Source organism: Acinetobacter sp. 797_lipA (assembly GCF_058243025.1).
Genome location: NZ_JBZAYQ010000001.1, coordinates 11,915 through 25,256, shown reverse-complemented (window position 1 = coordinate 25,256; position 13,342 = coordinate 11,915). Strand labels below are relative to the sequence as shown.

General features: G+C 42.9%; 12 protein-coding genes, 1 tRNA gene and 1 rRNA gene. 7 read left to right on the top strand and 7 right to left on the bottom strand.

All coding sequences use genetic code 11. The features are described from left to right. Nucleotides 1-2: 2 nt before the first annotated feature. The 3 genes from AC4CU2_RS00110 to AC4CU2_RS00100 all read right to left on the bottom strand — a co-directional run bounded on the left by AC4CU2_RS00110 (nt 3) and on the right by AC4CU2_RS00100 (nt 2,675). Nucleotides 3-79, bottom strand: a tRNA-Ile gene (locus AC4CU2_RS00110). A gap of 61 nt (nt 80-140) precedes the next feature. Further along, nucleotides 141-1,678: ribosomal RNA gene (locus tag AC4CU2_RS00105) — 16S ribosomal RNA — on the bottom strand. A gap of 427 nt (nt 1,679-2,105) precedes the next feature. Further along, on the bottom strand, nt 2,106-2,675 hold the full coding sequence (locus AC4CU2_RS00100; protein WP_005402030.1) for a peptidylprolyl isomerase: 570 nt from the start codon (nt 2,673-2,675) through the stop codon (nt 2,106-2,108). Nucleotides 2,676-2,771: 96 nt separating this feature from the next. On the opposite strand from AC4CU2_RS00100, the gene AC4CU2_RS00095 reads away from it, so the two are divergent. After that, nucleotides 2,772-3,440, top strand: a complete 669-nt coding sequence (locus AC4CU2_RS00095) for an acetoacetate decarboxylase family protein (RefSeq protein ID WP_490768132.1) — start codon at nt 2,772-2,774, stop codon at nt 3,438-3,440. A gap of 47 nt (nt 3,441-3,487) precedes the next feature. Here the strand turns inward: AC4CU2_RS00095 and AC4CU2_RS00090 are convergent, their stop codons facing one another. Continuing rightward, nucleotides 3,488-4,561, bottom strand: coding sequence for an alpha/beta hydrolase (locus AC4CU2_RS00090; protein ID WP_490768131.1), 1,074 nt, complete (start codon nt 4,559-4,561; stop codon nt 3,488-3,490). 199 nt (nt 4,562-4,760) lie between these two features. Between AC4CU2_RS00090 and AC4CU2_RS00085 the strand changes: the two genes are divergently transcribed. Then, nucleotides 4,761-5,309, top strand: coding sequence for a hypothetical protein (locus AC4CU2_RS00085; protein WP_490768130.1), 549 nt, complete (start codon nt 4,761-4,763; stop codon nt 5,307-5,309). A gap of 137 nt (nt 5,310-5,446) precedes the next feature. On the opposite strand, the gene AC4CU2_RS00080 is transcribed toward AC4CU2_RS00085, so the two are convergent. Continuing rightward, on the bottom strand, nt 5,447-5,674 hold the full coding sequence (locus AC4CU2_RS00080; RefSeq protein WP_130234841.1) for a hypothetical protein: 228 nt from the start codon (nt 5,672-5,674) through the stop codon (nt 5,447-5,449). A 922-nt stretch (nt 5,675-6,596) separates the two neighbouring features. On the opposite strand from AC4CU2_RS00080, the gene grpE reads away from it, so the two are divergent. The 5 genes from grpE to AC4CU2_RS00055 all read left to right on the top strand — a co-directional run bounded on the left by grpE (nt 6,597) and on the right by AC4CU2_RS00055 (nt 11,626). Then, nucleotides 6,597-7,145 (top strand): nucleotide exchange factor GrpE, encoded by a 549-nt coding sequence (gene grpE, locus AC4CU2_RS00075; protein ID WP_348924725.1) that lies wholly within the window; start codon nt 6,597-6,599, stop codon nt 7,143-7,145. A gap of 119 nt (nt 7,146-7,264) precedes the next feature. Then, nucleotides 7,265-9,205: a molecular chaperone DnaK gene (gene dnaK, locus AC4CU2_RS00070; RefSeq protein ID WP_078426542.1), complete on the top strand. Its 1,941-nt coding sequence runs from the start codon at nt 7,265-7,267 to the stop codon at nt 9,203-9,205. Between the two features lie 113 nt (nt 9,206-9,318). After that, the gene (blaOXA, locus tag AC4CU2_RS00065; protein ID WP_490768129.1) at nt 9,319-10,143 is read left to right on the top strand and encodes an OXA-211 family carbapenem-hydrolyzing class D beta-lactamase; all 825 of its coding nucleotides are present in this window, start codon (nt 9,319-9,321) and stop codon (nt 10,141-10,143) included. An 82-nt stretch (nt 10,144-10,225) separates the two neighbouring features. Continuing rightward, nucleotides 10,226-11,137: a matrixin family metalloprotease gene (locus AC4CU2_RS00060; RefSeq protein ID WP_490768128.1), complete on the top strand. Its 912-nt coding sequence runs from the start codon at nt 10,226-10,228 to the stop codon at nt 11,135-11,137. A gap of 114 nt (nt 11,138-11,251) precedes the next feature. Continuing rightward, nucleotides 11,252-11,626, top strand: coding sequence for a hypothetical protein (locus AC4CU2_RS00055; RefSeq protein ID WP_005401765.1), 375 nt, complete (start codon nt 11,252-11,254; stop codon nt 11,624-11,626). Nucleotides 11,627-11,686: 60 nt separating this feature from the next. Here AC4CU2_RS00055 and erpA read toward each other — a convergent pair whose 3' ends face one another. Then, a complete protein-coding gene (erpA, locus tag AC4CU2_RS00050) occupies nt 11,687-12,022 on the bottom strand; it encodes an iron-sulfur cluster insertion protein ErpA (protein WP_004697409.1) in 336 nt (111 codons plus the stop codon). Nucleotides 12,023-12,140: 118 nt separating this feature from the next. Next, nucleotides 12,141-13,142, bottom strand: coding sequence for a putative solute-binding protein (locus AC4CU2_RS00045; RefSeq protein WP_171263906.1), 1,002 nt, complete (start codon nt 13,140-13,142; stop codon nt 12,141-12,143). Nucleotides 13,143-13,342 lie beyond the last annotated feature (200 nt).

Here is a 13,342-nt window from a genome sequence, read left to right as displayed (position 1 = left end):
TTTGGTGGGTCTGACAAGACTTGAACTTGTGACCCCACGCTTATCAAGCGTGTGCTCTAACCAACTGAGCTACAGACCCTCAGATACATCGTCATGAAGAACAACTTGTTGTGGATTCTTACCAATCGTCAATCTTTCGTTAAGGAGGTGATCCAGCCGCAGGTTCCCCTACGGCTACCTTGTTACGACTTCACCCCAGTCATCGGCCACACCGTGGTAAGCGTCCTCCTTGCGGTTAGACTACCTACTTCTGGTGCAACAAATTCCCATGGTGTGACGGGCGGTGTGTACAAGGCCCGGGAACGTATTCACCGCGGCATTCTGATCCGCGATTACTAGCGATTCCGACTTCATGGAGTCGAGTTGCAGACTCCAATCCGGACTACGATCGGCTTTTTGAGATTAGCATCCTATCGCTAGGTAGCAACCCTTTGTACCGACCATTGTAGCACGTGTGTAGCCCTGGTCGTAAGGGCCATGATGACTTGACGTCGTCCCCGCCTTCCTCCAGTTTGTCACTGGCAGTATCCTTAAAGTTCCCGGCTTAACCCGCTGGCAAATAAGGAAAAGGGTTGCGCTCGTTGCGGGACTTAACCCAACATCTCACGACACGAGCTGACGACAGCCATGCAGCACCTGTATGTAAGTTCCCGAAGGCACCAATCCATCTCTGGAAAGTTCTTACTATGTCAAGACCAGGTAAGGTTCTTCGCGTTGCATCGAATTAAACCACATGCTCCACCGCTTGTGCGGGCCCCCGTCAATTCATTTGAGTTTTAGTCTTGCGACCGTACTCCCCAGGCGGTCTACTTATCGCGTTAGCTGCGCCACTAAAGCCTCAAAGGCCCCAACGGCTAGTAGACATCGTTTACGGCATGGACTACCAGGGTATCTAATCCTGTTTGCTCCCCATGCTTTCGTACCTCAGCGTCAGTATTAGGCCAGATGGCTGCCTTCGCCATCGGTATTCCTCCAGATCTCTACGCATTTCACCGCTACACCTGGAATTCTACCATCCTCTCCCATACTCTAGCTTCCCAGTATCGAATGCAATTCCTAAGTTAAGCTCAGGGATTTCACATCCGACTTAAAAAGCCGCCTACGCACGCTTTACGCCCAGTAAATCCGATTAACGCTCGCACCCTCTGTATTACCGCGGCTGCTGGCACAGAGTTAGCCGGTGCTTATTCTGCGAGTAACGTCCACTATCCTAGAGTATTAATCCAAGTAGCCTCCTCCTCGCTTAAAGTGCTTTACAACCAAAAGGCCTTCTTCACACACGCGGCATGGCTGGATCAGGCTTGCGCCCATTGTCCAATATTCCCCACTGCTGCCTCCCGTAGGAGTCTGGGCCGTGTCTCAGTCCCAGTGTGGCGGATCATCCTCTCAGACCCGCTACAGATCGTCGCCTTGGTAGGCCTTTACCCCACCAACTAGCTAATCTGACTTAGGCTCATCTATTAGCGCAAGGTCCGAAGATCCCCTGCTTTCCCCCGTAGGGCGTATGCGGTATTAGCATTCCTTTCGGAATGTTGTCCCCCACTAATAGGCAGATTCCTAAGCATTACTCACCCGTCCGCCGCTAGGTAATGTAGCAAGCTACATCACCCCGCTCGACTTGCATGTGTTAAGCCTGCCGCCAGCGTTCAATCTGAGCCATGATCAAACTCTTCAGTTAAAAATCATTAGTAGCTTATGGCTACAAATCTTGGCTCATCAATTTTCTGACAAATATTTCTCAAATAAACTTCGAGTAATTTTTACCATCAATCAATGAAATATTTTCGATCGATCAATCAGTAAAAATCCACACAAGTTGTTCTTCACAATCTCTTAATGATCTTTCTAACACCTCGTCAGTGCCAGAAGCTGGACTCAATATACTTAACAACTCAGCACTTCGTGCTTCGTTCGTTTCCGTCTATCTCGTCGGTATGGGGTGCATTCTAGAGGATTTCTAAAGCTTTGCAAGTGCTTTTAACTAGTTGTTTTATCGGGTGTTGTATTTTTATGCACTAAAAAGGTTCAAAAACATACAACCTTACGCCTAACTCAATAATTTTAAAGCAGAAATATAGATTTAATATTTCTGCTCTCTTTTTTCATTACTTTTGCACTGCTGCTGCTTTAATATTCACACTGAGAATTTTAACAGGTTGTTTCGGTACATCTTGATGTGGCCCTGCACGTCCTGTCGGTACTTTAGTGATTTTATCTACCACATCCATACCTTTAGTGACCTGACCAAAAACCGCATAACCTGCGTTATTGGTACTTCTATCTAGAAAGTTATTATCCACCACATTAATAAAGAACTGACTGGTTGCAGAATGCGGTAGGTTGGTTCGTGCCATCGCCAAAGTGCCACGTTTATTCGATAAACCATTACTTGATTCATTTTGAATGGCTGGTCGGGTTGGCTTCTCCACAAGGTCAGCAGTCATGCCCCCACCTTGCACCATGAAACCCGGAATGACGCGATGAAAGATCGTGCCGTTATAAAACTTAGCTTTCGTATAGTCTTCAAAGTTTTTTGCTGAGATTGGTGCTTTATCATTAAACAGTTCAATTTCGATGTTGCCCATTGATGTTTTCATTTCAACAATCGTGTTATTTGCCATGACCGCCATACTCATACATGTAGCCGCCACTGCAACTAAACTCTTCTTTAACATTTCGTTACTCACAGCATTCAGATGTTATTAGATTTCGGTATATTAATCGTTCAGTATAAATAAAACACTACTTCTTCTAAGAAAACGAGAATAACGATGAATGAAGCTTTAGCCCTGTCTCAATTAAGTCAATTTCCACCTTGGCATTTACAAGGTGAAGCCTTTATTTTGAATTATTGGATCAGTCCGAAATTTATCCGACAATATAAAGCGTTTCGTATCGCCCCTTCCCCGATTGGTCGTGTGGTTCAAGTCATGTTGGTTCGTTATCATCAATCCCCTGTTGGACCTTATGATGAACTGCTTTTGCTCGACCACCCTTTACTGAGCAAACGGCGTTTAAGTTCAATTCCTAAAATTTATGTGTCTACACAGATTTCAGTTGAACATGGTCAACAGCTTTGGGGTATCCCGAAAGAGTTCGCTCAGTTTGATTGGCATACGCAGAATGAAACAACACAATGCCAGCTTAGTACTCAAAACCAAACACTACGTTTAACACTCACCCAATGTAAAAAGGCACGTCCGTTTTATATTAATAGTCATCATATTCCGCGTTCCATGCTCAAAATACAGCAAGCGTGGCAAGGTCAACGTTATGAGTTTTCTCCACAGTTTCGCGCAAAGCTAATGAAACTGAAAAAATTTGAATGGCAAAACCATACCACCCTCTTTCCAGACTTTGGCCAAGCCAAGGCTCTACAAAGTTTTTATGTCCCGAGTTTTCAGCTCGTTTTTCCAGAAGCCAAAATCCGCTCTAAATAAAAAAGGAATGTTCCACGTGAAACATTCTTTTTAAAATTCATGCTTTTTTATTTGGCATTCTTATCCCAAAATTTTCTAAAGTTCTTTGCCATTTCTATGGTGATTTTTTTTGCTCGACGAGAAATGATGGTGAAGTTCACAAACCCGTGAGGTTGATCTAGATAATTCTGATAATAAACCTTATTGCCCTGCTGCTTTAATTTGATGGCATAAATTTCACCTTCATCATGTAATAAATCATGACCTGCGGTGATGACAAAAGCGGGGGCGACACTTTTTAATACGCCATAGGTTGGCGAAACAATAGGATTATCTAAAGCTACCTGATGTTGTTCAGCATACAACGAGGTTACCCTATCAACATCTTGCCCAGTTAAGGTCAGTCCATCTTTATAAGCAAAGAACGATGGATGGCGACTTTTGAAATCGACCACAGGGTAAATTAACAGTTGTGCACTTGGCGCATAAGCTTTTGCCGCAGTTCGCTGCGCCACTACTGCACTGATATTACCACCTGCACTATCGCCTGCCACCGCAATTCGGTTTTTCAAAATTTTGAACTGACGACGGTTTTGATAGACCCAAGCCAAAGCATCTTCACAAGATTGAATTAATACATTCGGGCCAACTTCTGGCGCCAAAGGATAATCAATACTGAGCACCTGCACTTTGGCATGGATCGCCAGTAAGCGACAGACTTCATCATGACTGTCGAGGCTGCCGACCACAAAGCCGCCGCCATGATAAAACACCAACATCGGAAGTTTCTTATTCGGTGCAGGATGATAATGCCGCGCAAATACAGTTCCACTTTGTAAAGGTAGACGTAAATCTTCCACTTGTTTTACCGCGCTGGGTTTCGCGGTCAATATTTGAATTTGATGATCAAACAATTTACGCGAACGGTGGTAGTCTTCAAAAATAAAGCCTGATTTGCCTTGCTTATATTGAGCTGCCATTAAGCATTTGATAAAGGGGTCCAGTTGTTCAAACTGGTGAGGATAACCCAGCGCTTTAACCAAGCCTTCTTGTGCTACTGTCGGTAAGCGATCAATTACTCGTGCCGCACTGCCTTGGCCTTGTTCCATCCATTGTTGTAAAGTTTGATTCAACACGCCCATGTCAATAATATCCTTTTATCGTTCTTCATATTCTCTACATGATCAGCACTTATGTGACCATTCTCTTATATAAGTCTTCACATCAAGATACATAGCAATACGCCCTATACGCTAATCTTCTTTTAAGAGCTTGTCATTGACAATTTTTATGCCGATTTAGGAGTGTTTTGCTACTCCGTTTTTATGAAGGAGACCTGCCATGACTAAAAAAATAATATTCCTCTCACTCATCAGCACCTTGTTTGTTGGCTGTGTGGCTTTTCCTGAGGATGGCTATTATGACGGACGCTATGACCACCGCTATGATTATGACGATCGACGCTACGACCAGCATGATCGCTATGAACGCGAACGAGACCGCCAACGTTGGGAATACCAACAACGACAAAACCGCATTGAACGCGAACGTCGCGAGGCAGACCGAAACCGCCAAAGACATGCTGAATGGGAACGCCAAAACCGTGAACAAGAACGGCAACGTATTGAAGCTGAGCGCAAACGGATCGCTAATCAACGTCATCAAGACTGGCAACAGAAAAAGCATGATCAAGAGCGATTAAACCAAGAACGTAACCGTTATGCTACTGAGCGTCAGCAACGACAAAATGCCGAACGCCAACGTCGTGAGCAAGAGCATAAACGGACTGAAGATCGACGCAAACAATCCCATAACGATCGTAAGCAACGTACTGATGATCAACGCCGCGATCAAAACAAAGGTTGGGATAACTCCGGTCAAGAACGATAAAATCGTCATCGCACTTCAGACTGATGAAATAACACGGCTGAGCAGCTTTAGTGATTTACCCTTAAAAAAAAGACCTTCACGGCATCCTGTGAAGGTCTTTAACAAAGCGAGTGTAAGAGAACGTTCTCTTTTAAGCTTTATTGTTGTGTGGTCGCAGGTGCAGATTGGATGGGTTCAATCTGAGCCGCAGGATCTGCTTGAACTTCGACTCCAGCACTTCCCTCAACGGTTGCTGCTGCATCTGGTGCAGTAGTCACTTGAGCCGACTCAGGTGCTGTACTGGTTTCATTTGAGCTACAGCCCACAATGGTAAATGCTGAACCTAAAAGCGCTAGAGACAATAATGCAGTTTTCTTATTTAACATTCTTTCATTTCCTTTTACGTCATACAAAATAGCAAAGCCAAACTTTGCCCTGCCTATCTTTGTCAAATCTGAAAACTTTTACACACGTACTGAGTTGTAGTTTTTGCAGACTCGAGTACAACTTGTGCAATTTTTTATTAATTGGGCCTAAATACCGCCTTAGCACTACATCTCCACAGCAGCTCAAGTTAATATGCTGATTCTGCATTATTTCTTTATTCGGTGAGCAGCATAAATAGGAACTCTATGCTTAGACCATCAACTCTTCAGTATTGCAGAACTCTTGTATGCTGATACACGATTAAATAATGTTATTTTTAAAGTTTAAGCAAAAAAAGCTTAACCCAAAGCGGATTAAGCTCGAGAAAGCATACAAAAATAAAGAAACCACAGCCTTAAAAATCGAATTTTGAGTGCAAAGCTCGAATCACTCTGACAGCATTATACCTTTGCACCGAATAGAGTACTTTTGGGAGACGTACTATTCAAAAACCTAAATCTCTAAATTAAGAGGGTTTCCCCAAGCTATGCAAATAGGTCGCAGTCACCATACTTTGCTCTCTCCACAAAGTATGATCACCGCTGATGAACTCATTATGTGGTCAAACAAAAAATTAGTAAAACAGATAAATTTAATTAAAATAATTCAATGTAACGATTAGCCTTTTTCAACATAAAAAAACTCAAGCAGAATTGGAAATGGACCTTCGGACAGAATAAGCACCTAGAAAGCCTGATTTCAGCAATTTTTTACCAAAAATACATGAATTAATCACTGAAGCCGCTTGAATTTTTGGCTGTTGCCCCGACCTTTTGTAGTAATCCTGAATTCAATAACGCATGGCAGTTCAGATTAACCCAGTTAACACTGATGCCTGAAGGACTGTACATGTTTAAGAACCCATTTAAACGGAGTAAATCAATGGCGACTGAGCACAATCAAGAAGCTCAAGATCTAGGGCAAGAGCAAGCGGATTCACAAACAGCGCAAACTCAAGCTGAAACGGAGCAAGCTGAAGTTTCAGTTGAGGATTTACAAGCTCAAATTACCAATCTTGAAGAAAGCTTAAAGCTTGAAAAAGCCCGCACTGCAAATGCTGTATACGAAGCACAAAAAAGTGTAGAGCGTATTCAACGTGAATCAGAGAAGCATAAAGACACCGTTCTCGAAAAATTCGCAAAAGAGTTACTGGACTCAGTGGATAATTTAGAACGTGCCCTTAGCGCATCGGGTGAGGAAAAAACACCAATGTTTGAAGGTGTGGAACTGACGTTGAAATCGTTACTGACTGCACTGGAAAAATTTGGTGTGGTCGCAGTTGATACAGCAAATGGTTTCAATGCGGACTTGCATCAAGCAGTCGGGATTGATCCAAATGCGAAAGCCAACGAGATCGGAACGGTATTACAAAAAGGTTATACCTTAAATGGTCGTTTGCTTCGTCCAGCAATGGTCATGGTTGGCGCATAAACTCTATAAATTCGAGAGTTTGTAAAATTTTTTCTTGATTATCACTTGAAAAAAATTGAACGGCTCTCATATCGAATAACAAGCAAAAACATTGCAAAAATTTTTGAGGAATCATCCAAATGGCTAAAATCATTGGTATTGACTTAGGTACAACAAACTCTTGCGTCGCTGTACTTGAAGGCGACAAAGTTAAAGTGATCGACAACGCTGAAGGTGCACGTACAACACCATCGATTATTGCGTATAAAGATGGCGAAATCTTGGTGGGTCAGTCTGCAAAACGTCAAGCAGTGACTAACCCTAAAAACACATTATTCGCAATCAAACGCTTGATCGGTCGTAAGTATCAAGACCAAGCGGTTCAAAAGGACATCGGTCTTGTCCCTTACAAAATCATCAAAGCTGACAATGGTGATGCTTGGGTTGAAGTAAACGACAAGAAACTTGCACCACAACAAATCTCTGCTGAAATCTTGAAAAAGATGAAGAAAACAGCAGAAGATTACTTAGGTGAAACGGTTACTGAAGCCGTGATTACGGTTCCTGCTTACTTTAACGATGCGCAGCGTCAAGCAACTAAAGATGCGGGTAAAATCGCAGGTTTAGAAGTTAAACGTATCATCAACGAACCAACGGCTGCTGCACTTGCGTTCGGTATGGACAAAAAAGAAGGCGACCGTAAAATCGCAGTTTATGACTTAGGTGGCGGTACTTTTGACGTATCTATCATTGAAATCGCTGACTTGGATGGCGACCAACAAATTGAAGTATTGTCGACTAACGGTGATACCTTCCTTGGCGGTGAAGACTTCGATAACGCGTTAATCGAGTTCTTGGTTGAAGAGTTCAAGAAAGAACAAAACTTCAACTTGAAACAAGATCCACTTGCATTACAACGTTTGAAAGAAGCAGCTGAAAAAGCAAAAATCGAGCTTTCTTCGTCAAATGCAACTGAAATTAACCTTCCGTACATCACGGCGGACGCAACTGGTCCTAAACACTTAGTGATCAACGTAACGCGTGCAAAACTTGAAGGTTTAGTGGCTGATTTGGTTGAACGTACAATCGAACCTTGCCGTATTGCACTTAAAGATGCAGGTCTTTCAACTTCTGAGATTTCTGATGTGATCTTGGTGGGTGGTCAGTCTCGTATGCCACTTGTACAACAAAAAGTACAAGAGTTCTTCGGTCGTGAACCACGTAAAGACGTAAACCCTGACGAAGCGGTAGCAATGGGTGCTGCGATTCAAGGTGCGGTATTGTCTGGTGACAAAACTGACGTACTTTTACTTGACGTTACTCCGTTGACACTTGGTATTGAAACCATGGGTGGCGTGTTAACAGCAATTATTGAGAAAAACACCACGATTCCTGCGAAGAAATCTCAAGTGTTCTCAACTGCTGCGGACAACCAACCTGCTGTAGACATTTCTGTGTTCCAAGGTGAACGTAAAATGGCACAGCAAAACAAATTGTTGGGTAACTTCCAATTGGGCGACATTCCACCTGCTCCACGTGGTGTGCCACAAATTGAAGTATCGTTCGACATTAACGCTGACGGTATCTTAAAAGTATCGGCTAAAGATAAGAGTACTGGCAAAGAGCAATCCATCCAGATTAAAGCAAACTCAGGTTTGTCTGATGCTGAAATCGAAGCAATGATCAAAGATGCTGAAGCGAATGCTGAAGAAGACCGTAAGTTCGAAGAACTTGCGAAAGCACGTAACGAAGCGGATGCATTAGTATCTTCTGCTCAAAAAGCAGTGAAAGATCTAGGCGAGCAAGTAACAAGCGATGAAAAAACTGCCATTGAAACTGCAGTCGCTGAGCTTGAAACTTCGACTAAAGAAAATGATGTAGAAGACATCAAAGCGAAAACTGAAGCACTTCAAAACATCATCATGCCGATCACGCAACGTGCTTATGAAGCTGCGCAAGGTCAAGGCGGTGCTGAAGGTTTCGACCCGAATGCATTCGGTGGTGACGCTGGTCAACAACAGAAAGCGGACGATGGCGTTGTAGATGCTGAGTTCACTGAAGTAAAAGATGACAAAAAATAATTTGTCTCTTTAATAAAAAACCGCGCGAAAGCGCGGTTTTTTATTACCTAAATATTGTTGTTTCACTTTCTACTTTTACATTAGGCTGATAAAAAATTTAGATCTTAGCCACCATGAAAACTTTACAATTTGGACTCATCGCCCTCATTACAACCTTCGGTTCTGCATGTACCACAATAACCCCCTCCGTAGAAACAGCTAAAAACCAACAGCAGCAAAGCGCGCAGCAGCAGATCCAACAAGCCTTCGATCAACTCCAAACCACGGGGGTGATTGTCATTAAGGATAAGCATGGCTTACGCAGCTACGGCAATGACTTGAGCCGTGCTCAGACAGCCTATGTACCCGCCTCTACCTTTAAAATGCTGAATGCCTTAATCGGACTAGAACATGGTAAAGCAACCAGCACTGAGGTGTTTAAATGGGATGGTCAAAAGCGTAGTTTCCCTGCCTGGGAAAAAGACATGACTTTAGGGCAAGCCATGCAAGCATCTGCTGTTCCCGTTTATCAGGAGCTTGCACGGCGCATTGGTCTAGACCTGATGCAAAAAGAAGTACAGCGCATTGGATATGGCAATCAACAGATTGGCACCGTTGTCGATAATTTTTGGTTAGTCGGTCCACTGCAAATTACGCCTGTTCAAGAAGTCCTTTTTGTAGAGAAGCTGGCCAATACACAACTCGCTTTTGAGCCAGATGTGCAACATACCGTACAAGACATGTTGCTGATTGAACAAAAACCGAATTATAAACTCTACGCCAAATCTGGTTGGGGCATGGACCTAGAACCGCAAGTGGGCTGGTGGACAGGCTGGGTCGAAACAGCAACAGGTGAAAAAGTGTATTTTGCTTTGAATATGCAGATGAAAACAGGAATTTCAGCCAGCGTGCGTGAGCAACTGGTCAAACAAAGTCTAACAGCACTGGGGATAATTTAAGCCCCCAGAGAAGACGCATTTTTTATGTTGCAAAGGTATTTTTTACGCTAAAGTAGCTAAAAATAAAGATATATGAAGAAATATGCGTCAAAGTCTCTTGTTTGCTTTACTGGGCTTTTTAGGGTTCATTCTGTATCAAAATATACAACAGCCCCAGCTGCGTCTCAATCCACTGCTGGATCGGCTCACCCATCCTTTCGATCAGCGTATTCGCTATCGTATTGCGGAAGTCGATCCACGTTTTGGTCTTAGTGAACATGAGTTAAAGTACATTAGCCAGCAAGCCACGGATATTTGGAAACAAGGTTTGGGCCAAGACTACTTTGTCTATGACCCCAATGCTCGGCTCAGTATTCGACTCATTTATGACCAGCGTCAAGATGAGTCGGTACAACGCCGTGATCAACTGTCTAAACTGACACAAAATGAACAAGGGCTGAGTCAGAAGAATACTGAACTCAAAGCCATGCAACAAAATCTGGCACGTCACTCAGGGGCTTTAGATGTGCAAAAACAGAGTCTACAGGAACTTAGCCAAAACTATAATGCCATGATCCGTCAGTATAACCAGCACGGCGGAGTCCCTGCTTCGCAGCAGGCGGCTGTACAACAGAGTTTGGCGCAGCTGCGCCAACAGCAACACGTTTTAGACCAACAAATTGCCAGCTTTAACCTGCAAGTGAATGCCTACAATCAAAAGGTAGATGAACTGAACCGCTTAGATCAAGGCCATAATCGGGCCATCGACCAGTTCAACCAACGCTTCCAACCCCGTCTATTTGATAAAGGACTGTTCAATGGGCGTGAAATTCATATTTATGAGTTTGAGTCCAAAGAAGACTTACGTCTGACTTTAGCGCATGAATTTGGCCATGCCCTCGGAATGAAACATCATAATGATCCGAAAGCCCTGATGTACCCAATGCTAGAAGAGCAAGATATGCAGCATTTCCGTTTACAAAGTGCCGATATTGCATTGTTTAATGCCCGTTGAAATGATGAATTACTAAAAAAATCCCCTAATTTTAATATGTGTATGAAATACAATCACAGCACATCTTGACTCGGGTTCGTGTTATTGTAAATAATTGAATATCCACTAGAAGCTTTGGAGACGAATGTGAGTTACTACCATATCTTAATCGAAGTAAATGACCACATCAGTACGATTGAAGAAACTCGTGATATCGAAATCTTTGATATTGTTGAGATTCAACCTTATCTCCATTCTATTCTATTGCCCTATTTTAACGAGCAGCTGTTAGAACTTGAAGATGAAAATTTAGAGTTTAAGGATGTTTTACATCTGGAAGTGAAACAGACGCTTTTACCGATCAATGACTTGATTGAAGAAGAACAGAAACTGTTACCTAGTGACACCGATGTCACCATTACTGCCTATGAAGTTTTTAATAACCGTGACTTAAGCCAAGATGTCACCACGATTATTTTTGACTTACTCGATGCGATTAAACTCGATTGAAAGCGAATGTTTACACATAAAAAAGCCCTCATCATGAGGGCTTTTTTAATCAGATCAGGTTTAGATCGAGAAAGATGAACCACAACCACAGGTCGTTGTTGCATTTGGGTTTTGCACGATGAAACGTGAACCTTCTAAACCTTCAATATAATCCACCACTGAACCGACCAAATATTGATAACTCAATGAGTCAACCAACATTTTCACATCACCATTGATAAATTCTGCGTCGTCTTCATTTTGGTTTTCAGCAAAGTTAAAACCATAAGAAAAACCTGAACAACCACCGCCCGTGACATATACACGAAGCATTAAATCTTGATTCCCTTCACTGTCACGTAATTGACGTACTTTATTTGCGGCATTGTCGCTTAGTTCAAGTGCTTGGGCATTCATCTTAGATTCCTCAGTTCGGTTCAGCTGTCTTTCAAATCAAAAAGACCATATTTCGAGTATAGCATACTCAATATATGGTCCCTATTTGAATATTTAAAGTCAAATCAGACTAATTTTCTCAAGATTGTTTGTAATTCTCATCCTGCAGTCCACATTCAAAGTTTTTCGCCGCTTGCTTACAACGGAATTGCCATAACAGTTTCATCATTCGCTTATCGTAAATACCGCGGTTGGTGAGATCAATTCGTGCTTCCCGCATCATCTTTTGATAACCGGGTTGATCTGCTGCGGGCACCTGCATCCAATATTTTTGCGGAATTTCAGCTTTCATTTTACCCAAGATACCGAATGCACGCGGCAGCTGGCCTTTGACCCATTCCCGTGATTTTTGTCCATAACCTGCAGGGAATTTATCTGGACGAATAATGATATTACCTGTGACCTGTAAAATCGGATAATTCACAATCGCCCCTTTCGTCCCCAAGCCTTTATGTAATTCCAACGGCTTAAAAACCGCAGCAGGCGCACCAATAATATCGACTTGACCGTTATTGAACTTTGCACCAAAGTTCGTGACATCGGCACTCACAGCTTGCGCACCAATTTGTTGAACCATGACTTTTTGCGCTTGGTCATAGTCTAAAACCGCAATTTTCTTGCCTGCGGCTTTCGCTACGGTATTGATGCTACGGTCATTCACCAATAAAAAGGCATCCCCCACAGGAATCACACCTGCGACCTCGTACTTACCATTGACCATATGTTTAGCAAAAGTGGGGCTAGCCAAGCCTTGCATCACTTTAACCGCTAAATTGAGATCGGGAATCGCACCAATCGCGTCGAGTGAGCCTGTAAACGAATTAAATTGACGCCCACGCATGCCTGTAACACTAATGGCATCGCATTTTCCTGCTTTAAAATCCTCAGCAATCACGGCTTCGTTTTGTCCGACCCGCAGTTCAATATCCGCGCCCCAGTTTTTAGCCGCCAACTGATAATCTTTCATCAAGCTATATACATCACCATTTTTACCGACCAAGTCGAATACACAAACCACTTGTTTGGCCTGTGCCATCGCTGTTGCAGAAATGACTAATGTCCCGACACTGAGGCCTTTCATCCACTGTTTCATGCATCTTCCTTTTGACTTATTGTTGTTTATTGTGATGAGCCATTCACTTGTGCTCTTTGTTATTTTTTAATGCCCCGACTGACACTTCACTCGGTTCAAAACCACTCATTTCCTACGCGCTATACAAATTAGTTGCGTCAAATCGATTTAAATCTGTCGATTAAAAGCAAAAAAAGAAAGCCCAATTA

Bases quoted from the DNA above. Each gene is read 5' to 3' on its own strand.
- AC4CU2_RS00085 (WP_490768130.1), top strand. From the start codon at position 4,761: ATGACTAAAAAAATAATATTCCTCTCACTCATCAGCACCTTGTTTGTT.
- AC4CU2_RS00095 (WP_490768132.1), top strand. From the start codon at position 2,772: ATGAATGAAGCTTTAGCCCTGTCTCAATTAAGTCAATTTCCACCTTGG.
- AC4CU2_RS00090 (WP_490768131.1), bottom strand. From the start codon at position 4,561: ATGGGCGTGTTGAATCAAACTTTACAACAATGGATGGAACAAGGCCAA.
- AC4CU2_RS00060 (WP_490768128.1), top strand. From the start codon at position 10,226: ATGCGTCAAAGTCTCTTGTTTGCTTTACTGGGCTTTTTAGGGTTCATT.
- AC4CU2_RS00045 (WP_171263906.1), bottom strand. From the start codon at position 13,142: ATGAAAGGCCTCAGTGTCGGGACATTAGTCATTTCTGCAACAGCGATG.
- AC4CU2_RS00100 (WP_005402030.1), bottom strand. From the start codon at position 2,675: ATGTTAAAGAAGAGTTTAGTTGCAGTGGCGGCTACATGTATGAGTATG.
- blaOXA (WP_490768129.1), top strand. From the start codon at position 9,319: ATGAAAACTTTACAATTTGGACTCATCGCCCTCATTACAACCTTCGGT.
- grpE (WP_348924725.1), top strand. From the start codon at position 6,597: ATGGCGACTGAGCACAATCAAGAAGCTCAAGATCTAGGGCAAGAGCAA.
- dnaK (WP_078426542.1), top strand. From the start codon at position 7,265: ATGGCTAAAATCATTGGTATTGACTTAGGTACAACAAACTCTTGCGTC.
- erpA (WP_004697409.1), bottom strand. From the start codon at position 12,022: ATGAATGCCCAAGCACTTGAACTAAGCGACAATGCCGCAAATAAAGTA.
- AC4CU2_RS00080 (WP_130234841.1), bottom strand. From the start codon at position 5,674: ATGTTAAATAAGAAAACTGCATTATTGTCTCTAGCGCTTTTAGGTTCA.